The following is a 21,727-nucleotide window of genomic DNA, read 5'->3' as shown; positions in this document are numbered from 1 at the left end:
GGGCAGCGCTTTATGGTGCGGCTTCTCCCCCGGCTGGAGCGGCAAATGACGGCGCAGAAGCGCCCGCCCGGGGGGCGGTCGGGCGCTGGCCGGGGGCGGGTTCCGCGCCTGTTAACCCGGCCGGAGCTTCATCGGATAGGTGGCGCGAAGGTGCCCCATCCCGATGGCGGCTATGGGCTCATCAGCGTTCGTGCCCGGCCCCCGATGACCGCCGATTTCATCCACTCCTCTCTTCCGCGCCCTCTCCACGGCCCCCATATCCATCGCAGGACCAAGGAGAGATGCCGATGCCCTTCGTGATGTTGATGATCGTGGGCGCCGCCGCGGGTTTCCTCGCCACGCGGGTGATGCGGGTGAACACGGACGTGCCCTCGACCATCGCCCTCGGCGTCTTCGGGGCGCTGATCGGCGGGGTGGTGCTGCGGGTGCTGCTCCTGTCGCTCGGCGCGGCGGCGGGGTTCGTCGGCGCCTTCCTCGGCGCGCTGCTGCTGGTCTGGTTGTGGCAGCGCTACATGCGCTGACCGCCTAGCCCAGCCGTTTCGCCGCATCCTTCAGCCGGAAACCGTCGCCGCCCCACAGCGCCTGCCCCTGCCAGGCGGCGAAAAGGATCGCCGCCCCCTCGCGCGCCTTCTCGCCGCTGCCGCGCCGCAGGGCCAGCGCCGTCTCCACCATCCGCCGCCAGTCGGCGGCACGCGCACGGGCGGCCTCGCCGGTGGAGCCGGCCAGCAGCAGCCCCGCCTCGCCCGCCACCGCATCCAGCGCCTTCAACAGGCCCTGCGGCCCCTTGCCGGCGGCAGCGTCGATGGTGGCGGCAGTGGCCTCGGACAGGACCTGCCAGCCGTCCTGCATCGCCGCCGCGCGCATGGCCGCGACGCTGCCGTAGCGCTGCGCGAGCGTGGAGGGGGCAAGCCCGGTGGCCCGGCCGACGGTGCCGAAGCTGACGGCCTTGTCGCCGCCCGCCGCCAGCAACTGCCGCACGGAGCCAAGGACGGCGCTGTCGGGAAGGGTTCTCGGGCGGGCCATGCGGCGACTGTAGCCGGGCGCCCGGCCCGCCTCAAGGCCCGCGCTTGGGGCTTTCCGGGCGGGGCGGGCGGGCGCGGTAGACCGGCAGCCGCCAGCCGAAGGCCAGGCTTCCGGCCCGCAGCGTCAGCGTCACCGCGGCGCAGAGCGCCAGCACCGGCAGCGGCCCTAGCCCGGCGCGGGCGGCCAGCACGGCGGCAAGGGCGCCGGCGAAGGCGCAGGTGACGTAAAGCTCGCCCTGTTTCAGCACCAGCGGCACCTCGTTGCAGACCACGTCGCGCAGGAGACCGCCTAGGCAGCCGGTGATCGTGCCCATCACCAGCACGATCGGCCAGGCCTGCCCGGTTCCGGTGGCGGCGGCGACGCCGGCGGGCACGGCGACGGCCAGCGCGAAGGCGTCGATCCACAGAAGCGCGCGGTAGCGGCTTTCCAGCAGATGCGCGGCCAGGAAGACCGCCACCGCGGCTGCCGTGGCCACCGCCAGGATCACCGGGTCGGCGACCCAGAACACGGTGCGGTCCAGGATCACGTCGCGGGTGGTGCCGCCGCCGGTCGCGGTCAGGCAGGCGATGAAGATGAAGCCGACGATGTCCAGCTGGCTGCGCGAGGCCGCCAGCGCTCCCGTCACCGCGAAGACGGCGACCGAGGCGTAGTCCAGCATCTGCAGCAGGGTCGCGGGCGTCACGGCGCGGGGGCCTTCTTGTAGGGCGCCATCCCGGCCCGGGCCAGCGCGTCGGCGCGTTCGTTCTCGGCATGGCCGGCGTGGCCCTTGATCCAGCGCCAGGTCACCTGATGCCGGGCCTGCGCCGCGTCCAGCCGCTGCCAGAGATCGGCGTTCTTCACCGGCGGCCCGCCGGCGGTGCGCCAGCCCTTGCGCTTCCAGCCGTGGATCCATTCGGTGACGCCGTTCTTCACATAGGCGCTGTCGGTGACGATGGTGATGATGGAGGGCCGGGTCAGCCCCTCCAGCGCCGAGATCGCCGCCATCAGCTCCATGCGGTTGTTGGTGGTCTCCGCCTCGCCGCCGCTGAGTTCCCGCTCCTTGATCACCTGCGCGCCCTCGCGGGCGATCAGCAGCACGCCCCAGCCGCCGGGGCCGGGATTGCCGGAGCAGGCTCCGTCGGTATAGGCGAAGAGGTCGGGCATGGGCGTCCTTGCGGCTTGGGCCCCGGGGATAGGCCGGGCCGGGGCGGGGCGCAAGCCCGGGAAGGGCGGTCAGTCGCCTTCGAGGAAGCCCGCGGCCAGCCCGGCGGGGATGGCGCTGCGGATGGCGGACAGGACCACGGCGACGCGGGCGGCATCCTCGGGGGCGGGCTGCGCGGGCAGGGCGATTCCCGCGCCGTCGATCCGGACCCGGCCCCGGACCGAGCCGCCGCCGACCATGATCTCGTCGCTCTCGGGGGCAGGTGTCTCGATCAACCCGCTGGCGACGGCGGCCTCGCGGATCGCCTGCAGCCCGGCTGCGGCGGCCTTGCCGCGGCGCGTCGTGCAGGCCGGGCCTTCGGTCTCGTAGCCCGTGCAATGCGTCAGCGCGACCGCGCCGTCGGCGGCGATGGTCGCCGTCACGCTCCAGGCGTATTGCGGCGGCAGGCTGCCGGAATGGGCCCGATATTCCGCCAGCATCTCCTGCGCCAGCGCGGGCAAAGGCGCGGCGGAAAGGGCCAGGGCCAGGACCAGCCGGCGCATCAGGCGGGCTCCCGCAGGATGCGGGGAACCTTGAACTCGATGTCCTCGACCGCGGTCTCCACCCGTTCCAGCGTGACGTCGTAGCGGGCGCGGAAGGCGTCGATCACCTCGTTCACCAGCACCTCGGGGGCAGAGGCGCCGGCGGTGATGCCGATGGCGCGGGCGCCCTCCAGCGCGCGCCAGTCGATGTCGGTGGCGCGCTGGACCAGCATGGAATAGGCGCAACCCGCCGCACGTCCCACCTCGACCAGCCGCCGGGAGTTGGAGCTGTTCGGCGCCCCGATCACCAGAAGCGCGGCGATCTTCGGCGCCATCGCCTTCACCGCCGCCTGCCGGTTGGTGGTGGCGTAGCAGATGTCGTCATGCGCGGGCACCCGGATCGCCGGGAAGCGCGCCTTCAGCGCGGCGGCCACCGCGGCGGTGTCGTCCACCGAGAGAGTGGTCTGGGTGATCAGCGCCAGCCGCTCGGGGTCGCGGACCTGCAGGCGGGCGACATCCTCCACCGTCTCGACCAGCAGCACCTCGCCCGGCGGCAGCTGGCCCATGGTGCCGATGGTCTCGGGGTGACCCTCGTGGCCGATGTAGATCAGCTGGGTGCCGGCCTCATGGTGGCGGGCGGCCTCGTTGTGGACCTTGGTGACCAGCGGGCAGGTGGCGTCCACCGCGATCATCCGGCGATTGGCGGCCTCGGCCGGGACGGACTTCGGCACGCCATGGGCGGAAAAGACCACGGGCCGGTCGTCGGGGCATTCCGCCAGCTCCTCGACGAAGACGGCGCCCTTGGCGCGCAGGCCCTCGACCACGAAGCGGTTGTGGACGATCTCGTGCCGGACATAGACCGGGGCGCCCCATTTCTCGATCGCCATCTCGACGATCTTGATCGCCCGGTCCACGCCCGCGCAGAAGCCGCGCGGGGCGGCGAGGTAGAGGGTGAGGGGCGGGCGGCTGGGCATGGAGGGTCCTTCGGGGCTGGTGCCAGAGGTAGGGGCAAAGCGCGGCGGCGTCCAGTGCGGCGGCCGAGATCGGCGCGGGCCGGTTGCCGTGCTGCCCGTTCGGTGTCCTTGGCGAAGGCCATCGCCTTCGCCACAGCGCAACGGTGCCCCCTGTCCGGCCGGGCCCCAAAGGCCCGGCCAGCGCCCGCCCCGCCCTCGGCGGGCGCTTCTCGCCCGCCGGGTCGGGCGCTGGCCTCTCCGGGTCTCGTGCTGCCTCCGTCTCCGGGTGATAGGTCGCGCACGGGCGGGGCGAGGCAGTGCCTCGCCTGATCCCGCCCGGCCGGACCGGAGATCGTCCTTCAGTGCCGAGGCGGTGCCTCAGATCACCGCCGCCCCCGCCAGCGCCAGCACGGCGTAGCGGCCGGTCTTCGCCAGCGCCACCAGCAGCAGGAAGCGCCAGAGCGGCACCCGCATCAGCCCGGCCAGCGCCACCAGCGCGTCGCCGCCGGGCGCCCAGGACAGAAGCAGCGACCACAGGCCCCAGCGGGCCCACCAGCGCTGCGCACGCTCCAGCGCGGCGGGCGGCAGCGGAAACCAGCGCCGGTGCTTCAGGCGCTCCGCCGCCCGCCCGATGACATAGGTCACGCAGGAGCCGAGGATGTTGCCCACCGAGGCCACCAGCACCAGCGGCAGCAGTGCCCGGCCCGTGGCCATAAGGCCAAGGAACACGGGTTCCGATGGAACGGGAACGGGCGTGGCGGCAAGGAAGGCCGCCAGGAACAGCCCGGCGAGGCCGGTCACGCCGGCGCCCGGGACGGCCGCCACCTCTCCCCAGGAGGTGCGGCCCGGCCGGGGGCGGAAACCGCCCGCGGCCAGATCACTTGGCGCCGACCGCGGCCTCTTCCGTCGCGGGCCGCGGCTCGCGCGGCGGGCGGCCGATCACGTCGCGCAGCTCGTCCAGCTCGATGAAGTTGTCGGCCTGGCGGCGCAGCTCGTCGGCGATCATCGGCGGCTGGCTGCGGATGGTCGAGACCACCGAGACCCGCACCCCCTGCCGTTGCAGGCTTTCCACCAGCGGCCGGAAGTCGCCGTCGCCGGAGAACAGGACCACATGGTCCACCCGGGGCGCCAGCTCCATGGCATCGACCGTCAGCTCGATGTCCATGTTGCCCTTCACCTTCCGGCGGCCCTGGCTGTCGGTGTATTCCTTGGCCGGCTTGGTGCGCATGGTGAAGCCGTTGTAATGCAGCCAGTCCACCAGCGGGCGGATCGGCGAATACTCCTCGTTCTCCAGCAGCGCGGTATAGTAGAAGGCGCGCAACAGCTTGCCCCGGCGCATGAATTCCATCCGCAGAAGCTTGTAGTCGATGTCGAAGCCAAGCGCCTTTGCGGCGGCGTAGAGATTCGACCCGTCGATGAACAGCGCGAGCCGTTCGTCCTTGTAGAACATTGGTACTTTCCCCTCGACAAATACAATGCTCCGCCAAACGGACTTCCGCGAGTGGTCAATGTGGACTAGTGAAATCCATCGGGGAACCTGCCGTGGATAGCGTCGGCACGGCGGCACGGCAAGTCAACAATAGAACAGGTCAAGCTTGCGCGACATGATGTCTGTAGAGGCCCTGCTCGCCTTCGGCGCGAACCTGCCGTTCGCCGGCCGCAGCCCGCGGGAGACCCTGGCGGCGGCGGCTGAGGCGCTGGCGGAGGAAGGGCTGCATATCGGCAGGCTTAGCCGGATCTGGCGGACGCCCTGCTTTCCCGCCGGCGCCGGGCCGGATTACGCCAATGCGGCGGCGGCGGTGACCGGGCCGGTGCTGGCGAACCCGACGGAAACCCTTGCCGCGCTGCACCGGGTGGAGGCGCGCTTCGGCCGCGAGCGGCTGGAACGCTGGGGCGGGCGGACGCTGGACATCGACCTGCTGGCGATAGGCGATTCGGTGCGGCCGGATGCGGAGACGCAGGACAGGTGGCGCAACCTGCCGGCTGCGGAGCAGGCGCGGCAGGCGCCGGACCGGCTGATCCTGCCGCATCCGCGGCTGCAGGACCGCGCCTTCGTGCTGGTGCCGCTGGCCGAGGTCGCGCCGGACTGGCGGCATCCGCGGCTGGGGCTGACGGTGCGGCAGATGCTGGAGGCCCTGCCGCAGACGGCGCGGGACGAGGTGGTGCCTTTCTGACGGGCGGCTCGTCGCCTGGCTTCGCCGCTCCTCGCGACGACGAGCCGGAGGCGCGGGAGGATCCCCCGCCGGCACACGGCATTTTGTGCGATCTTCGCTTGTCAAGCGGCATCTTCCGGCATAGATAGGCCACTCCCCGCCCAGGCGACAGAGGTGACCCATGGCCCGCGTGACGGTCGAAGATTGCGTTGACAAGGTTCCGAACCGCTTCGAGCTGGTTCTGCTTTCGGCCCATCGTGCGCGCGAGATCGCCTCGGGCTCGCCGATCACCATCGACCGCGACAACGACAAGAACCCCGTCGTCGCCCTGCGCGAGATCGCCGACGAGACCCAGTCGGCCGATGTCCTGCGCGAGCGGATGATCGAATCGCACCAGACCCAGATCGAGGTGGACGAGCCGGAAGAGGACCAGATGGCCCTTCTGATGACCGGCGAGATCGACCGCCCGGTGGTGGACGACATGTCCGAGGAGAAGCTCCTCCGCGCGCTGATGGAAGCCCAGGGCGAGCATTAAGGCAAGGACTGGCGGGGCTGACGCCCCGCGGGCAGGGTGGCGATGATCGACGTCGAAGACCTCATCGCCCTGGTCCGCAACTACAACCCGCGCTGCAATGCCGAGCTGATCCGCAAGGCCTATGCCTACGGGCTGAAGATGCACGAGGGCCAGTTCCGCAAGTCGGGCGAGCCCTATTTCAGCCATCCCGTCGCCGTCGCCGCCATCCTGACCGAGCAGCGGCTGGACGACGCCACCATCGTCACCGCTCTTCTGCACGACACCATCGAGGACACCCGCTCCACCTACGGCGAGATCGCCGAGCTGTTCGGCGAGGACGTGGCCGAGCTGGTCGACGGCGTGACCAAGCTGACCAACCTGCAACTGTCCAACGCCGGCAGCCAGCAGGCCGAGAACTTCCGCAAGCTGTTCATGGCGATGTCCAAGGACTTGCGGGTGATTCTGGTCAAGCTGGGCGACCGGCTGCACAACATGCGCACCATCCGGTCGATGAAGCCGGAGAAGCAGGCCCAGAAGGCCCGCGAGACGATGGAGATCTTCGCCCCCCTCGCCGGCCGGATGGGGATGCAGTGGATGCGCGAGGAGTTGGAAGACCTCGCCTTCAAGGTGCTGAACCCCGAGGCCCGCAACTCGATCCTCCGCCGCTACCTGGTGCTGCAGAAGGAATCGGGCGATGTGGTCCACAAGATCACCGGCGACATCAGGCACGAGCTGGAGAAGGCCGGGATCGAGGCCGATGTCTACGGCCGCGCCAAGAAGCCCTATTCGATCTGGCGCAAGATGCAGGAAAAGGACCTGGCCTTCTCGCGCCTGTCCGACATCTACGGGTTCCGGGTCATCTGCGGCTCGGTGCAGGACTGCTACCGCATCCTCGGCGTGATCCACCAGCGCTGGCGGGCGGTGCCGGGGCGGTTCAAGGACTACATCAGCCAGCCGAAGTCGAACGGCTACCGTTCGATCCACACCACCGTCTCGGGACGCGACGGCAAGCGGGTGGAGGTGCAGATCCGCACCCGCGAGATGCACGAGGTGGCCGAAGCCGGGGTCGCCGCGCATTGGTCCTATCGCGAGGGCGTGCGGGCGCAGAATCCCTTCGCGGTCGATCCGGCCAAGTGGATCGCCAGCCTGACCGAAAGGCTGGACGAGGAGGATCACGACGAATTCCTGGAAAACGTCAAGCTGGAGATGTATTCCGACCAGGTCTTCTGCTTCTCGCCGAAGGGGGACGTGATCCAGCTGCCGCGCGGGGCGACGCCGCTGGATTTCGCCTATGCCATCCATACGCGGATCGGAAATTCCACCGTTTCCGCCAAGGTGGACGGCATCCGGGTGCCCTTGTGGACCCGGCTGAAGAACGGCCAGTCGGTCGAGATCATCACCGCCGAGGGCCAGCGCCCGCAGCCCAGCTGGATCGACATCGTCGCCACCGGCCGCGCCAAGGCGGCGATCCGCCGCAGCCTGCGGGCCGAGGACCGCGGCCGCTTCGTCCGGCTGGGGCACGAACTGGCCCGCGCCGCCTTCGACCATGTCGGCAAGAAGGCCACCGACAAGGCGCTGCGCACCGCGGCCAAGATGATGGGGCTTGCCGGCGAGGAGGACCTGCTGGCCCGCCTCGGCAGCGCCGAGATCGCCGCGCGCAAGGTGGTGGAGCTGCTCTACCCCGAACTGTCGATGGCCCAGGCCGAGGAGGTGGACGGCAAGCGCCCGGTCCTCGGCCTGGCCGCCGACCAGTCGCTGATCCGCGCGCCCTGCTGCCAGCCGCTGCCGGGCGAGCGGATCGTCGGCATCACCTATCGCGGCAAGGGCGTGGTGGCCCATGCCATCGACTGCCCGGCGCTGGAGGAGTTCGAAAGCCAGACCGGCCGCTGGGTCGACCTGCACTGGAAGACCGGCCGCCATCCCGCGGTGCATACGGTGTCCTTCGACCTGACCATCTCGAACGACGCCGGCGTGCTGGGGCGGATTTGCACGTTGATCGGAGAGCAGAAGGCCAATATCTCGGACCTGCGGTTCACGGACCGCAAACCGGATTTTTACCGGCTGATCGTTGACGTGGACCTGCGCGATGTCGAACATCTGCACAAGGTCATGACCGCGCTTGAAGCCGAGACGGACGTGGCCCAGATCAGTCGCCACCGGGATCTGTCGCGCAAGCCCTGACCGGGGCTGCGGGAAGGCCGGGCCGCGCTGGCCCGGAATGGAAGGAAGCTAGGTTTGGTCTTCAAGCGAAGGGATCCGATGGGCTGGGGCGCCTGGCTGCGCGAGCAGGTCTACCCCCGTTCCGGCTTCAAGCGCGCCACGCGCTATGTGATCTACCGGATGCGCCGGCTGCCGGACCAGCCGCACCGCATCGCCCGCGGGGTCTTCGCCGGGTCGCTGATCGGTTTCCTGCCGCTGCCGGGGCTGCAGTTCATCGCCGCCTGGGCCGCCAGCCGGGCGATCCGCGGCAACCTGCTGGCGGCGCTGCTGGCGACCTTCAACACCAATCCGGTGACGACGCCCTTCTTCGCCGTGCTGGCGATGACCCTGGGCCACTGGATCCTGGGGATCGAGAAGCCGCTCAGCTGGGACTACATCCGCACCGCGACCGAGATCGCGGGCAGCGACCTGTGGTTCAACATCAAGTCGATCTTCACCCACGACGTGGCGCGGTGGGACGGGCTGATCCGGTTCTGGCACGAGATCTACTGGCCCTATTTCATCGGCGCGCTCGGCCCCGGCATCGTGCTGTCGGTGATCGCCTATTACATCACCATCCCGCTGGTCGAGGCCTACCAGAAGGCCCGCGCCGCCAAGGCGAGCGAGCGGAAGGAGCGGCGCAGCCGGCTGAAGGAGGCGGTGGCCAAGGCCGCGCAGCGGCTGAAGCACCGCGGCGAGAACGGCGAGGCCGGGGAAGGCGAAGGCGACGACGGCCCGGGGGCGCCGTAGCTGCTGCCGTCTCCGTCGGCCTTGGCGAAGCCTATCGCCTTCGCCACCGCGCAACGGCTCACCTTGTCCCGGCCGGGCCATAGGTCCCGGCCAGCGCCCGCCGGGTCGGGCGCTGGCCTCCCGGGATTATGTGCCGCACCGTCTCCGGCTGAACCGCTGCGCGCGGGCGGGGGCGAGGCAGTCCTCGCCTGTTCTCGCCCGGCCCATGCGTCCCACCGCCCGCGGTTGCGGGGGCTGGCGATCCGCCCTAGTCTGCGGCCCGACTGGGGAACAGGGAAACGGAGCGGCGTCATGGCGGGCGGGCGGCTGAGACTGGGGGTCAACATCGACCATGTGGCGACGGTGCGGAATGCCCGCGGCTCGGCCTGGCCCGACCCGCTGCGCGCGGCGATCCTGGCCGAGACTGCGGGGGCAGACGGCATCACCGCCCATCTGCGCGAGGACCGCCGCCATATCCGCGACGCCGACATGGAGGCGCTGGCCGCCGGCATCGGCATCCCGCTGAACTTCGAATGCGCCGCCACCGAGGAGATGCAGGCGATCCTGCTGCGGCTGAAACCCCATGCCGCCTGCCTCGTCCCCGAACGGCGCGAGGAACGCACCACCGAGGGCGGCCTCGACGTGGCGGGGGATGAATCCCGGCTGGCCGCCTATATCGCGCCGCTGCGCGAGGCGGGCATCCGCGTCTCGATGTTCATCGGCCACGCGCCCGCGCAGATCGAGGCCAGCGCCCGCATCGGCGCGGCGGTGGTGGAACTGCACACCGGCCATTACTCCGACCTCCACGCCGAGGGCCGCCAGGACGAGGCCGAGGCGGAACTGGCCGCGCTGCGCAAGGGTGCGGCGCTGGCGCAGTCGCTGGGGCTGGAGGTCCATGCCGGCCATGGCCTGACCTACGACAACGTAGCCCCGGTCGCCGCCTTTCCCGAGGTGATGGAGTTGAACATCGGCCATTTCCTGATCGGCGAGGCGATCTACCGCGGCCTCGGCCCGGCGATCGAGGAGATGCGCCGGCGGATGGACGAAGCGCGGGGCATCCGATGAGCCGCCAAAATTCTTTGAAGAATTTTGGCAAATTCCTTCTAAGGAATTTGCGTCGCGCATGGGGCGGGCGGTGATCCTCGGCATCGGCACCGACCTTGCCAACATCGACCGGATCGAGGCCACGCTGGCCCGGTTCGGCGACCGTTTCCGCAATCGCGTCTTCACCGAAGCCGAGCAGCGGAAAGCGGAAAGCCGCCGCGAGGTGGCCGCGACCTATGCCAAACGCTGGGCGGCGAAGGAGGCCTGTTCCAAGGCGCTCGGCACCGGGCTGCGGATGGGGATCGGCTGGAAGGACATGGCGGTGACCAACCTGCGCTCGGGCCAGCCGGTGATGCATGTCACCGGCTGGGCGGCCGAGCGGCTGGCGCAGATGACGCCCGCCGGCCACGAGGCCGTGATCCATGTCACCTTGACCGACGACCACCCCTGGGCGCAGGCCTTCGTGGTGATCGAGGCGCGGCCGGTCGCAGGCCCCGCGACTTGACTCCCCACCCCCGCCGCGCAAGAAGCGGCCCGACAGGCAGATGAGGCAGCAGATGGCGAAGGCGAAATCCGAAGAGGGCGTGTGGGAACTGGTGAAGACCGTGTTCTGGGCGCTGATCATCGCGGGCGTCTTCCGCACGCTGTTCTTCCAGCCGTTCTGGATTCCGTCGTCCTCGATGAAGGACACGCTGCTGGTCGGCGACTTCCTCTTCGTCAACAAGATGGCCTACGGCTATTCCAAGTATTCCTGCCCCTTCGCCATGTGCCCCTTCTCGGGCCGACTGTTCGGCTCCGATCCCGAACGCGGCGACGTGGTGGTGTTCCGCCATCCGGTCAAGGGCGACGACCTGATCAAGCGGGTGGTCGGCCTGCCCGGCGACACCGTGCAGATGAAGGAGGGCGTCCTCTACCTGAACGGCGAGATGGTGCCGCAGGAGCCCGCCGGCATCTTCGAGGAAGTGATGGAGCCGCAGGGCCCGATGGCCAACCGCCCGCGCTGCGAGAATGCGCCGGTTGGCGACGGCGCGGTCTGCAAGAAATCGCGCTTCACCGAGACGCTTCCGGGCGGTCGCAGCCATGACGTGCTGAACATCGACGCCCGCGGCGCCGGCGACAACACCGGCATCTTCACCGTGCCCGCGGGGCATTACTTCGTGATGGGCGACAACCGCGACGATTCCGCCGACAGCCGCTTCGACCAGAAGGTGGGCGGCGTGGGCTTCGTCCCGGCCGAGAACCTGATCGGCCGCGCCGACCGGATCATCTTCTCCTCCGCCGGCCGCCGCATCCTGTATTTCTGGACCTGGCGGTCGGACCGCTACTTCGTGCCGGTGGAATAGGTGCGGCTCTCGGCGGACCTCCTGGCCTTCCAGGCCCGCATCGGGCACGAGTTCCGCCGTCCCGAACTGCTTTTGCGCGCCGTCACCCATGCCTCCATCGGCTCGGCCACCCGGCCCGACAACCAGCGGCTGGAATTCCTGGGCGACCGCGTGCTCGGCCTGACCATGGCCGAGGCACTGCTGGCCGCCGACAAGGCCGCGACCGAAGGCCAGCTGGCACCGCGCTTCAACGCGCTGGTGCGCAAGGAGACCTGCGCCGAGGTGGCGCGCGAGGTGGCCTTGGGCGATGTGCTGAAGCTGGGCCGGTCCGAGATGCTGTCCGGCGGTCGCCGGAAAGAGGCGCTTCTGGGCGACGCGATGGAGGCGGTGATCGCCGCCGTCCATCTGGATGCCGGCTTCGAGGCGGCGCGGGCGCTGGTGCTGCGGCTCTGGGGCGCGCGGATCGGCACGGTGGAGGCCGATGCCCGCGACCCGAAGACCGCGCTGCAGGAATGGGCGCAGGCCCGCGGGATGCCGCCCCCCGCCTATGCCGAGACCGGCCGCAAGGGCCCGGACCACCAGCCGGTCTTCACCGTGCTGGTCTCGCTGGCGAGCGGAGAGGCGGCCGAGGCCGCTGCGGGGTCGAAACGCGCGGCGGAACAGGCGGCGGCAAGGGCGCTGCTCGAACGAATGGAGGCCGGGGATGGCTGAAACGGAACCCACCCGCGCGGGCTTCGTCGCCCTGATCGGAGAGCCGAACGCCGGCAAGTCCACGCTGCTGAACCGCATGGTGGGCGCGAAGGTGTCGATCGTCACCCACAAGGTGCAGACCACCCGGGCGCGCATTCGCGGCGTCTGCATGGCGGGGCAGAGCCAGATCGTCTTCGTCGACACGCCGGGCATCTTCCGGCCGCGGCGGCGGCTGGACCGTTCCATGGTCAAGGCGGCCTGGGGCGGCGCGGCCGATGCCGACATTGTGGTGCTGCTGATCGAGGCGCATCGCGGGCTGACCGAGGGCACGCAGGCCATCATCGACCGCCTGCGCGACGAGATGCCCAGGGGCAAGCCGGTGGCGCTGGCGATCAACAAGATCGACCGGGTGAAGGCCGAGGTCCTGCTGGCGCTGGCGCAGAAGATGAACGAGGCCTTCCCCTTCGCCAAGACCTTCATGATCAGCGCCGAGCGCGGCCACGGGGTCGAGGACCTGAAGGACTGGCTGGCGGGCGAATTGCCCGAGGGCCCGTGGTATTACCCCGAGGACCAGCTGGCCGACCTGCCGGTGCGGATGATCGCCGCCGAGATGACGCGCGAGAAGCTGACCCTGCGGCTGCACGAGGAACTGCCCTACCAGCTGACCGTCGAGACCGAGAAATGGGAGGAGCGCGCCGACGGCTCGGCCCGGATCGACCAGGTGGTCTATGTCGCGCGCGAGGGGCACAAGGGGATCGTCCTTGGCCACAAGGGCGAGACGATCAAGGCCATCGGTGCGGCGGCGCGGGCGGAGATCTCGGAATTCCTCGGCCGGCCGGCGCATCTGTTCCTGACGGTGAAGGTGCGGCCGAACTGGCTGGACGAGGCCGAGCGCTATACCGAGATGGGCCTCGACTTCAAGGACGGCGATGGCTGAGCCGCGGCTGGCCTCCGGCCTCTGGGTCGCGGCCTATCTGGCGCGGCTGCGGCTGGCGGCGATCCCGGCCTATCTGGCGCGGCGCGGCGACGAGACCTCGGGCGCGGTGATCGTCAAGCTGGCGACGATGGACGGGCAGGCCCGGGCCTTCGTGCGGCGATGGGACTTCGCCAGCGACACCCGCCGCTGGCAGGTGCTGGCCGAAGGGGCGGAAACTCAGGTGGATGCGGCGCTGGCGCGCGAGGGCGGGCGGGACCCCGACCTCTGGGTGATCGAGGTCGAGGACCGGCAAGGCCGGACCCTGCTGGAGGAGGACGGGCTGGACGGCTGATCAGCCGCGCGCCGCCAGCCAGGCCCGCACCTGATCGACTCCGGCCTTGCCGCCGCGCGGGCCGTGCCGGGTGACCGAGCGCGAGGCCGCGGCGACCGCGAAGTCCAGCGCCGCGCCGAAGCCATGGCCCTGGCCGAGGCCCCAGGTCAGCGCCGCGCCGAAGGTGTCGCCGGCGCCGGTGACATCCACCACATTCACGCGGTGGCCCGGCACCCGCAGCGTCCGGCCGCGGTCCAGCGCCTCGGCGCCGTCCTCGGCCATGGTGCGGACCAGCCGGGCGATGCCATGGGCGCGGCGCCAGTCCTCGGCCCTGGCCAGGTCGTCATGGCCGAAGGTGGCGCGGAAGCCGACCTGGTTGAAGATCACCACCTCGGCCCCGTGCAGATAGGCCGCGTCCGCTTCCGCCGCGCCGCCGACGTCGAGGTCGAAGACGGTGCGGCGGCCATGGCGGCGCAGGTCCGTCAGCAGGGCGGCCCGGGCCAGCGTCCCCCCGGCCTCCTGCAGCCGGCGGGCGCGGTAGAGCGTGGTGTAGAGAAAGCCGGGCCGGCGCAGCGCCGCCATGGTTGCGGGCGGCAGCGGCATCGGCTGCTGCCCCATCCGCAGGGTCAGCACCACATGCTCGCCGCCGACCAGGAAGATCAGGTTGCGCGACTCCGGGATGCCGGGCTGGCGCAACATGTGGCGGGTCGAGACGCCGTTGGCCTGAAGATCGGCGACCAGCCGGTCGGAAAGCGCGCTGTCGTTCAGCAGCGAGATGAACTCGGTCCCGCCGCCGAGCGCGGCATGGACCACCGCCGCATTGGCGATGGAGCCGCCGCATTCCGCCGGCAGCTCGTCGACGAAATCCTTGTCGGCGAGGCCCGGCCAGCGCTCGGCGGTGAAATATTCGTCCAGCGCCACGTCGCCGATGAAGAAGGCGGTCATGCCGACACCCGGACCGGGCCGCCGGCCACCTCGACCCAGGGGTCGGGGCCGAGACCGCAGGTCGCCATCCAGTGATAGGGCGTGGGGCCGTCCAGCCCGCGGCAGGCGTCGTGCCAGACCCCGCGCTCCATCACCGCCACCTGCCCGGGCCGGATGACGAAGGCGCGCAGCGTTTCCGCCAGCGGTGCGGGCGCCGCGCTGCCGGGGGCGACGGCCAGCACGATGGGCGCGCCGGCGCAGAACAGCGCCTCCTCGGTGCGGGGATGGCGCTCCATCAGGCGGCAGTCCCAGGGGGCGGCGGGGCCCTGGGTCAGGCCCAGGTGGCCCGGCCCGTCGATCAGCGGGGCCAGGGTGTAGCTGTCGGTCCAGCCGTCGCCGGACATCGGCCGCACCCCATCGCCGGGCGCGCCGGTCAGGTCGAAGACGCGGCCGAAGGGGGCGAAGGCCTCGGCGGTCAGGGGCAGGGCGCGCAGGATCATGCCGCCTCCGCCCGCGCCCGGCGCACCGCGGCCATGAAGCGCGCGACATGCGCCGGCGCCACGCGGCCCTTGTCGACATGGCCTTCCTTCAGCCAGCTGCCGACGATGGCGCCGTCGGCCAGCGCCAGCTGTGCGGCGGCATTGGCCTCGGTCATGCCCGCCCCGACCAGAAGCGGCAGCCGCCCGCCGGTCGCGGCGCGGAAGCGGCGGATCTTGGCGGGATCGGTCTCCTGCCCGGTGGCGTCGGAGGTCACCACCAGCGCATCGCAGCGGGCGGCGCCGAGACGCAGGTCCTCGGCCTCGGACCGGCCGGACAGCACCGGCTGATACTTGAAGCGCACCCCGCCGAACAGCAGCGCGCCCGTGCCGGCGCGGTCGGCGGCCAGCGTCTCGGCGAAGGCGGCGTCCCGGTCGGGCGGCAGGTGGCCGCAGATGGAATCGATCTGCAGGAAGGCCACCGGATAGCGCCGGGCCAGCGCGAAGGCGCGGGCGTCGTCGTGCAGCACGTTGATGCCGATCCGGGGACCGAGGTCCAGCGCCAGCAGGCGCTCCAGCACCCGTTCCACATCCCCGGCATCGCCGAAGTAGTTCTCGACCACCAGCCCGTCGATGCCCTCGCCCGCCATGATCCGCGCCTCTTCCAGCGCCTGCGCCAGCCGGTCGGCGGGGGTGTCGCCGCCGAGGTGCAGCATCCCGAGGATGGGTTTCGGCACCGCGAAGGTGCCGCCGAGCGCGGTCATCTCAATTCTCCTCCGTCTGCGGGGCGGGGCCGGCGCCATGGCCCCAGCGGGTTGCGAACTTCATCTCGACCCGCGGCGAATAGATGATCGAGGTGCGCTCGACCCTCTCGCCCCCGGCGTCCAGCACGTCCGCGGTGGCGCAGAGATAGCCCGGCACTGCGGGCTCGGCGCCGAAGACCTCGATCAGCTGCGGGCTCGGCGGCACCACCGACAGCAGGATCTCGGACCGGGCCGGGGTGCGGCCGTAGTCGCGGCGCAGCACGGCGTAAAGCGACTGCGCCGCGAAGTCGTAGCGCTCGATCCCCGGATATTGCGCCAGCGGCAGCCAGGAGGTGTCGAGGTTCAGCCACTCCACCCCGCCGGCCCCGCCCAGGCCGCGGGCGCGCACCAGCAGCAGCACGCCGTCCTCGACCCGATGCTCCAGAACCCGCGTCACCGGGCGCTTGCCGTTGGCGCGGGCGAGGTCGGTGAAGCTGCCGAAGTTCCAGACGCTGTGGCTGACCGGCCGGTGCGAGACCATGGTGCCCTTGCCGCGCACCTGCGCCACCAGCCCCTCGCGCACCAGCAGCGCCATGGCGTGGCGCACGGTGGTCCGCGCGATGGCGAAGCGGTCGCGCATCTCGTTCTCGGAGGGGATGATCTCGCCCTCGCCCCAGGCGCCGGAGAGGATGGCGCTGCGCAGGCCGCGGTAGAGCTGGCGGTAGAGCTGCTCGCCGGAATAGGAATCGAGCGTCATGCCCGACAGCGGGTCGCCGCCCGCCTGCGTGCCGTTTTCGCCCGATCCCGTCATGTCCCGGCCCCCGCCTATTCCGTGGCGCCGTTGATCACGAATTCGTCCACCGCGCCAACACCCAGATGGTAGCGGTCGACGATTTCCTTGTAGGTGCCGTCGGCCATCATGCCGTTCAGCGCCGCCAGCACCGCATCGCGCAGGGCGGTGTTCGATTTCTCGAAGGCCATGCCGTAGGGGTTCGGATCGCCCGCCGCGCCGATCTGGTAGAAGGCGCCCGGCTCGTTGATCTCCAGATCCGCCAGTCCTTCCACGCCGATCACCGAAGCCTGCGCCCGGCCCTGGTTGATCTGCATGATATGCTCGGCCTGGGTGGGGATCTGGATCACGTTGTAGAGGTTGTCGGCCGGGCAGTTGGCCTTGCCCACCTCCTCGGCCCAGGTCACCCAGCTGGTGCCGGTGGCCACGGCAATGGTCTTGCCGCAAAGGTCCTTCTCGTCCTTGATCTCGTCCCTGTGCTCGGCGGTCGAGTAGAACACGTTGCCGGTGTTGAAGTAGTCGATGAAGTCCAGCTGCGCCTGCCGCTCCACCTTGTCGGAGAAGGCGCTGATGATCATCTCGGACCGGCCGGTCACCACCTGCGGAATCAGCTGCGGGAACTCGACATTGGCGAATTCCGGCTCCAGCCCCAGCCGGGCGGCGATCTCGCGCGCCAGGTCGATGTCGAAGCCCTTCAGCTCCTCGGAGCCGGCGTCGGTGTATTCCATCGGCGGATAGGCCAGCGAGACCACGACCAGCAGCTTGCCCGAGTCGCGGTTGGCCTCGGGCAGCAGGGCCTGGGCGGCGGTGTCCACCCCGGCCAGGGCGGGCAGGGCCAGCGCGGCGCTCATCAGGGCGGCAAGGAGGGGCCGCTTCAGCCGGGTCGGGGTCATCTCTTCATCCTCTCTGTTGTGTGTTTTCGGTGGTATTTTCAGATGGGCGCGCCAGCACGCGGCCCAGGAAGCTGCGCACGCGCGGGTCGGCGGGATCGGCCAGCACCTGCGCGGCAGGGCCGGATTCGCGGATTTCGCCGTCGATCATCACCACCACGCGGTCGGCCACCTCGCGGGCGAAGCCGATCTCGTGGGTGACGACGATCATGGTGGTGCCGCTGGCGGCGAGGCGGCGCATCACCTCCAGCACCTCGCCCACCAGTTCGGGGTCCAGCGCGCTGGTGGGCTCGTCGAACAGCATCACCCGCGGCTCCATCGCCAGCGCCCGGGCGATGGCGACGCGCTGCTTCTGCCCGCCCGACAGCTGCGAGGGCCAGGCCCCGGCCTTTTCGGCCATGCCCACCATGTCCAGCAGCTCCATCGCCCGCTTCACCGCCGCCTCGCGCGGCAGCCGGCGCACCACCATCGGGCCCTCGATCACGTTGCCGAGGACGGTGCGGTGGGCGAAGAGGTTGAAGTGCTGGAACACCATGCCCAGCTGGCTTTGCTGCGCCCGCAGCCGGCGGACGGGCAGTTCGTGCAGCCGGTCGCCCTGCAGGTCGTAGCCGATGATCTGCCCGTCGACCCAGGCATAGCCGCCGTCCGGCACCTCCAGGTGGTTGATGCAGCGCAGGAGCGTGGACTTGCCGCTGCCCGAGGGGCCGAGGATGCAAAGCACCTCGCCATGGCTGACCTCCAGGTCGATGCCCTTCAGCACCTCGTGGTCGCCGAAGCGCTTGCGGATGCCGACGGTGCGGACGGCGACGGTCATGCGCGGCCCCCGGCGCTGCGGCCGAAATGGCGCTCCAGGTAATACTGGCCGATCGACAGCACCGTGGTGCCGGCCAGATACCAGATGGCGCAGACGAACAGCAGCTCGATCACCGCGCCGTTGATGAAATAGATCCGCTGCGCGGCGTTCAGCATCTCGGTCATGGCGATGGTGGCGGCGAGGGAGGAGAACTTCAGCATCCCCACCGCGCTGTTGCCCAGGACCGGCAGGATCAGCCGCATGGTCTGCGGCAGCACGATCCGGCGCATGGTCTGGCCCGGCGTCATGCCCAGGGTGTTCGCCGCCTCGACCTGCCCGCGGTCGACCGAGCCGATGCCGCCGCGCACCACCTCGGTCAGGTAGGAGCCCTCGTTGACACCCAGCCCCAGCACGGCGGCGACGAAGGGCGTCACCGCCTCGACCATCTTCATGTCGACCAGGCCGGGGATGTAGAGTCGGGGGAAGATCAGGGCGATGTTGAACCAGATCAGCAGCTGCAGCAGCACCGGCGTGCCGCGGAAGACCCAGACGTAAAGCCAGGAGGCGAAGCGCAGCACCGGGTTGGCCGAGAGCCGCATCATGCCGAAGGCGAAGCCGAGCACGATCCCCAGCACCAGCGCGCAGAGCGTGATCAGCAGCGTCCAGCCGAAGCCCTTCAGGATCACCGGGGCGGTCAGGAATTCGCCGACGATGGGCCAGCGGATCTTGCCCACGGCGAAGGCCCAGAGCAGGAGCCCCAGCACCAGGACCACCAGCGCCCCGGCGATCCAGCGGCCCGGATGGCGCAGCCGCCGCACCGGCAGGTCGGGCGGCGGCAGGGCGGGGACGGGGGGCGTGCTGGTCATCCGGTCCGATCAGCTTGTAGTATTGTTCCTACAACTTTCTAGACCGGCCGCCCGAGGGCCGTCAATGACCCTGATCGGGGCGGCCCCAGATCTTCGGCGCGTCGCGGGCCAGCATCCGCGCCTCGGCCAGGTCCATCCGGCGGAAGAGAGCCTCGGCATCGCCGGCGCAGTCCTGCCGCAGCCGGCGCCACAGCCGCAGCGCCGAGCCGGGGCTCCAGGGCAGCGCGGCGCCGACCAGCCAGCGGCGCAGCTCGGGCGGCAGCCGGTCGTAGCGGTCCATCGCCCGCCCCCGGCTGCGGCGCTTCAGCGAGGTGGCGAGATTGCCCATCTCAGGCCACTTGCCGCCGGCCCCATTCCGGGAAGGGATCGGGCAGCCGGGTCCAGTCCTGCGGGGCGAAGGTCCCGGCCGCGACCAGCGCCGCGTCCAGCCGGGCGGTCAGCGCCGCCCTGTCCATCCCTGCGCCGATGAAGACCAGCTCCTGCCGCCGGTCCCCCCAAGGTTCCACCCAATGCTTCCGCATCTCGGCCAGCGCCTCCGGGTGGGCGGGCCAGCGCTCGCGCGGGATCGCCGCCCACCAATTGCCGAGCGGCGTGACCGAGGACATCGCCCCGGCGAGGCTGAACTCCACCGCCCAGTCGGGGCGCGAGGCGATCCAGAAATGGCCCTTGGCGCGGATCACCCCGGGCAGGTCGCCGTTCAGCAGGTCGTGAACCTTCTGCGGGTGGAACGGCCGGCGGGCGCGGTAGACGAAGGAGGAGATGCCGTATTCCTCGGTCTCCGGCACGTGGTCGGCGAAACCGTAAAGCTCTTTCGCCCACATCGGGTGCAGATGGGCCTTGTCGAAGTCGAAGAGGCCGGTGTCGAAGATCGCCTCCGGCGCCACCCGGCCGAAATCGGTCTCGACCAACCGCGCATCGGGATTCAGCGCCCGCACGATCTTGCGGGCCTGGTCCAGCCGCAGCGGCCCGGCCTCCGTCGCCTTGTTCAGCACGATGACATCGGCGAATTCCATCTGGTCGGTCAGCAGGTCGACCAGCGTGCGGTGGTCCTCTTCGCCCAGGGATTCGCCGCGGTCGGCGATGAAGTCGTGGCTGGAGAAGTCGCGGGTCAGGTTCACCGCATCGACCACCGTGACCATGGTGTCCAGCCGCGCCACGTCTGACAGGCTGTCGCCATCGGCATTGCGGAAGTCGAAGGTGGCGGCCACCGGCAGCGGCTCGGCGATGCCGGTGGATTCGATCAGCAGGTGGTCGAAGCGGCCCTCCGCCGCCAGCCGCCGCACCTCGACCAGCAGGTCGTCGCGCAGGGTGCAGCAGATGCAGCCGTTGGTCATCTCGACCAGCTTCTCTTCCGCCCGCGACAGTTCCGTGCCGCCGCGGATCAGGTCGGCGTCGATGTTCACCTCGGACATGTCGTTGACGATCACCGCGACGCGGCGGCCCTCGCGGTTGTTCAGGATGTGGTTCAAAAGCGTGGTCTTCCCGGCGCCGAGGAAGCCGGAAAGGACGGTGACGGGCAGGCGCTTGTCGCGGTGGGGCTGGCTGGGGGGCATGGCGTCCTCAGGTTATGTAATGATATAACATTACATAACTGTGCCGGAACCTGCAAGGCACCGCCTTCCGGCGGCGGACCGGCCCCTAGCGGAACAGCGCGGCCAGCCGGGCGGTGTCGATGGCGCGGCAGGTCAGGCCCTCGGGCTTTACCGTGGGCGCGTCCTCTCCGGCCACCAGCGCGTTGACGACGGCCTCCTCCACCGCCTCCACCGCGGCGAGGTAGAGCGGGTCGATCCGCTCGGGGTTCAGCTCCTGCCGCGACAGGACCGGGCCTGCGGCCTGCGGCATCGGCCCGTCGTTGGCGGTGGAGAAGGCCAGGAAGATGTCGCCCGAGTTGTTGCCGCCGGGGGTGCCGCCGCGGCCGATGCCGATGGCGGCGCGCTTCGCCAGATGCCGCAGCGACAGCGCCGACAGCGGCGCATCGGTAGCGAGGATCACGATGATCGAGCCGGTCTCGGCGGAATAGAACGCCCCCTCCGGCATCAGCTGCCCCACCGGGCGGCCGAGCACGGTCAGCCAGGGCCGGATGCCGTGGTTGGCCTGCACCAGCGCCGCCACGGTATAGGTCTCGCCGATCTCGACCCGGCGCGAGGAGGTGCCGGTGCCGCCCTTGAACTCGTAGGCGATCATGCCGTTGCCGCCGCCGGTGGAGCCCTCGGCCACCGGGCCGCCCGACAGCGCCTCCAGCGCCGCCAGCGCATGTTCGGGCTGGACATGCAGCGCGTTGATGTCGTTCAGCACCCCGTCGTAGGTCTCCGCCACCACCGGCATCGCCCAGGCGTGCCGGTCGCGGAAGAAGGCGGCGTAGCGGTCGATCATCCAGCGGGTCGCGCCCAGATGGACGGCGCCGACCCCGTGGGTGTTGGTGATCATCACCGGCCCGATGAAATAGCCGGCATCGTCGATCCAGTGCGTCCCCGTCATCTCGCCGTTGCCGTTCAGCGCGAAATGGCCGGCCCAGACCGGCCGCGGCTCGTTCCCCGGGCGGGGCAGGATGGCGGTCACCCCGGTCCGCATCTTCCGCGCCGGATCGGTCAGGGTGCAAAGGCCCACCGTCACCCACGGCACGTCGGTGATGGCGTTCAGGGGGCCGGGCGTGCCGGGGAAGGGCAGGCCCAGGTCGCGGGCCCGGGGCTTTTGTGCCGGCTTGGTCAT

At 70.6% G+C, this 21,727-nt stretch carries 28 protein-coding genes; 11 read left to right on the top strand and 17 right to left on the bottom strand.

The genetic code is table 11. The features are described from left to right. The first annotated feature begins 287 nt into the window (after nt 1–287). Nucleotides 288–521, top strand: a complete 234-nt coding sequence (locus tag G5B31_RS09215) for a GlsB/YeaQ/YmgE family stress response membrane protein (RefSeq protein WP_165016425.1) — start codon at nt 288–290, stop codon at nt 519–521. A 4-nt stretch (nt 522–525) separates the two neighbouring features. Here G5B31_RS09215 and G5B31_RS09210 read toward each other — a convergent pair whose 3' ends face one another. The 7 genes from G5B31_RS09210 to G5B31_RS09180 form a co-directional block, all read right to left on the bottom strand. Continuing rightward, on the bottom strand, nt 526–1,023 hold the full coding sequence (locus G5B31_RS09210) for a transcriptional regulator (RefSeq protein WP_165016423.1): 498 nt from the start codon (nt 1,021–1,023) through the stop codon (nt 526–528). Between the two features lie 31 nt (nt 1,024–1,054). Continuing rightward, entirely contained in the window at nt 1,055–1,681 is a 627-nt protein-coding gene (locus tag G5B31_RS09205) for a trimeric intracellular cation channel family protein (protein WP_165017139.1), read from the bottom strand. 20 nt (nt 1,682–1,701) lie between these two features. After that, nucleotides 1,702–2,166, bottom strand: coding sequence for a ribonuclease HI (gene rnhA / locus G5B31_RS09200; protein ID WP_165016420.1), 465 nt, complete (start codon nt 2,164–2,166; stop codon nt 1,702–1,704). Between the two features lie 69 nt (nt 2,167–2,235). Continuing rightward, a complete protein-coding gene (locus tag G5B31_RS09195) occupies nt 2,236–2,706 on the bottom strand; it encodes a hypothetical protein (RefSeq protein ID WP_165016418.1) in 471 nt (156 codons plus the stop codon). Further along, nucleotides 2,706–3,659 (bottom strand): 4-hydroxy-3-methylbut-2-enyl diphosphate reductase, encoded by a 954-nt coding sequence (gene ispH / locus G5B31_RS09190; protein ID WP_165016416.1) that lies wholly within the window; start codon nt 3,657–3,659, stop codon nt 2,706–2,708. The genes G5B31_RS09195 and ispH overlap by 1 nt, the downstream gene beginning before the upstream one ends. A 357-nt stretch (nt 3,660–4,016) precedes the next feature. Next, nucleotides 4,017–4,463, bottom strand: a complete 447-nt coding sequence (locus G5B31_RS09185) for a YqaA family protein (RefSeq protein ID WP_346763900.1) — start codon at nt 4,461–4,463, stop codon at nt 4,017–4,019. A gap of 52 nt (nt 4,464–4,515) precedes the next feature. Further along, nucleotides 4,516–5,088: an NYN domain-containing protein gene (locus G5B31_RS09180; protein ID WP_165016413.1), complete on the bottom strand. Its 573-nt coding sequence runs from the start codon at nt 5,086–5,088 to the stop codon at nt 4,516–4,518. Between the two features lie 154 nt (nt 5,089–5,242). On the opposite strand from G5B31_RS09180, the gene folK reads away from it, so the two are divergent. The 10 genes from folK to G5B31_RS09130 all read left to right on the top strand — a co-directional run bounded on the left by folK (nt 5,243) and on the right by G5B31_RS09130 (nt 13,557). Then, nucleotides 5,243–5,812, top strand: coding sequence for a 2-amino-4-hydroxy-6-hydroxymethyldihydropteridine diphosphokinase (gene folK, locus G5B31_RS09175; protein WP_346763899.1), 570 nt, complete (start codon nt 5,243–5,245; stop codon nt 5,810–5,812). A 160-nt stretch (nt 5,813–5,972) separates the two neighbouring features. Next, entirely contained in the window at nt 5,973–6,326 is a 354-nt protein-coding gene (rpoZ, locus tag G5B31_RS09170) for a DNA-directed RNA polymerase subunit omega (protein WP_165016410.1), read from the top strand. A gap of 42 nt (nt 6,327–6,368) precedes the next feature. Beyond that, entirely contained in the window at nt 6,369–8,486 is a 2,118-nt protein-coding gene (locus tag G5B31_RS09165; protein ID WP_165016407.1) for a bifunctional (p)ppGpp synthetase/guanosine-3',5'-bis(diphosphate) 3'-pyrophosphohydrolase, read from the top strand. Between the two features lie 78 nt (nt 8,487–8,564). After that, the gene (locus G5B31_RS09160; RefSeq protein ID WP_240904356.1) at nt 8,565–9,254 is read left to right on the top strand and encodes a DUF2062 domain-containing protein; all 690 of its coding nucleotides are present in this window, start codon (nt 8,565–8,567) and stop codon (nt 9,252–9,254) included. Between the two features lie 291 nt (nt 9,255–9,545). Further along, nucleotides 9,546–10,298, top strand: a complete 753-nt coding sequence (locus G5B31_RS09155) for a pyridoxine 5'-phosphate synthase (protein WP_165016402.1) — start codon at nt 9,546–9,548, stop codon at nt 10,296–10,298. A 70-nt stretch (nt 10,299–10,368) separates the two neighbouring features. Beyond that, nucleotides 10,369–10,782 carry a holo-ACP synthase gene (acpS, locus tag G5B31_RS09150; protein ID WP_165017129.1) on the top strand — a complete coding sequence of 138 codons (414 nt, stop codon included), beginning with the start codon at nt 10,369–10,371 and terminating at the stop codon, nt 10,780–10,782. Between the two features lie 52 nt (nt 10,783–10,834). Continuing rightward, a complete protein-coding gene (lepB, locus tag G5B31_RS09145; protein ID WP_165016400.1) occupies nt 10,835–11,620 on the top strand; it encodes a signal peptidase I in 786 nt (261 codons plus the stop codon). Continuing rightward, on the top strand, nt 11,621–12,310 hold the full coding sequence (rnc, locus tag G5B31_RS09140) for a ribonuclease III (RefSeq protein ID WP_165016398.1): 690 nt from the start codon (nt 11,621–11,623) through the stop codon (nt 12,308–12,310). Next, nucleotides 12,303–13,226, top strand: a complete 924-nt coding sequence (era, locus tag G5B31_RS09135; protein WP_165016396.1) for a GTPase Era — start codon at nt 12,303–12,305, stop codon at nt 13,224–13,226. Before rnc ends, era begins: the two co-directional genes overlap by 8 nt. Next, complete coding sequence (locus G5B31_RS09130) at nt 13,219–13,557, top strand: DUF1491 family protein (RefSeq protein ID WP_165016394.1); 339 nt, start codon at nt 13,219–13,221, stop codon at nt 13,555–13,557. The genes era and G5B31_RS09130 overlap by 8 nt, the downstream gene beginning before the upstream one ends. Here the strand turns inward: G5B31_RS09130 and G5B31_RS09125 are convergent, their stop codons facing one another. From G5B31_RS09125 to G5B31_RS09080, 10 genes are all read right to left on the bottom strand, one after another. Next, nucleotides 13,558–14,481 (bottom strand): carbohydrate kinase family protein, encoded by a 924-nt coding sequence (locus G5B31_RS09125; protein WP_165016392.1) that lies wholly within the window; start codon nt 14,479–14,481, stop codon nt 13,558–13,560. It lies immediately after the preceding gene. Further along, nucleotides 14,478–14,960, bottom strand: a complete 483-nt coding sequence (locus tag G5B31_RS09120) for an ureidoglycolate lyase (protein WP_165016390.1) — start codon at nt 14,958–14,960, stop codon at nt 14,478–14,480. The genes G5B31_RS09125 and G5B31_RS09120 overlap by 4 nt, the downstream gene beginning before the upstream one ends. Beyond that, entirely contained in the window at nt 14,957–15,700 is a 744-nt protein-coding gene (locus G5B31_RS09115) for a BtpA/SgcQ family protein (RefSeq protein WP_165016388.1), read from the bottom strand. The genes G5B31_RS09120 and G5B31_RS09115 overlap by 4 nt, the downstream gene beginning before the upstream one ends. 1 nt (nt 15,701) lies before the next feature. Beyond that, nucleotides 15,702–16,490 carry a GntR family transcriptional regulator gene (locus G5B31_RS09110; protein WP_165016386.1) on the bottom strand — a complete coding sequence of 263 codons (789 nt, stop codon included), beginning with the start codon at nt 16,488–16,490 and terminating at the stop codon, nt 15,702–15,704. 14 nt (nt 16,491–16,504) lie between these two features. Then, complete coding sequence (locus tag G5B31_RS09105) at nt 16,505–17,362, bottom strand: ABC transporter substrate-binding protein (RefSeq protein WP_165016384.1); 858 nt, start codon at nt 17,360–17,362, stop codon at nt 16,505–16,507. A 4-nt stretch (nt 17,363–17,366) separates the two neighbouring features. Further along, the gene (locus G5B31_RS09100; protein ID WP_165016382.1) at nt 17,367–18,173 is read right to left on the bottom strand and encodes an amino acid ABC transporter ATP-binding protein; all 807 of its coding nucleotides are present in this window, start codon (nt 18,171–18,173) and stop codon (nt 17,367–17,369) included. Then, nucleotides 18,170–19,018: an amino acid ABC transporter permease gene (locus tag G5B31_RS09095; protein WP_165016380.1), complete on the bottom strand. Its 849-nt coding sequence runs from the start codon at nt 19,016–19,018 to the stop codon at nt 18,170–18,172. Before G5B31_RS09095 ends, G5B31_RS09100 begins: the two co-directional genes overlap by 4 nt. A 61-nt stretch (nt 19,019–19,079) precedes the next feature. Continuing rightward, the gene (locus tag G5B31_RS09090; protein WP_165016378.1) at nt 19,080–19,346 is read right to left on the bottom strand and encodes a DUF6525 family protein; all 267 of its coding nucleotides are present in this window, start codon (nt 19,344–19,346) and stop codon (nt 19,080–19,082) included. 1 nt (nt 19,347) lies between these two features. Beyond that, complete coding sequence (locus tag G5B31_RS09085) at nt 19,348–20,571, bottom strand: GTP-binding protein (RefSeq protein WP_165016376.1); 1,224 nt, start codon at nt 20,569–20,571, stop codon at nt 19,348–19,350. Nucleotides 20,572–20,656: 85 nt separating this feature from the next. After that, nucleotides 20,657–21,727 (bottom strand): P1 family peptidase, encoded by a 1,071-nt coding sequence (locus G5B31_RS09080; protein WP_165016374.1) that lies wholly within the window; start codon nt 21,725–21,727, stop codon nt 20,657–20,659.

Origin of the sequence: Rhodobacter sp. SGA-6-6, from assembly GCF_011043545.1 — a bacterium.
GTDB lineage: Bacteria > Pseudomonadota > Alphaproteobacteria > Rhodobacterales > Rhodobacteraceae > Pseudogemmobacter.
Note: the sequence above shows the minus strand (reverse complement) of the source record. Positions and strands in the feature narration are given on the sequence as shown.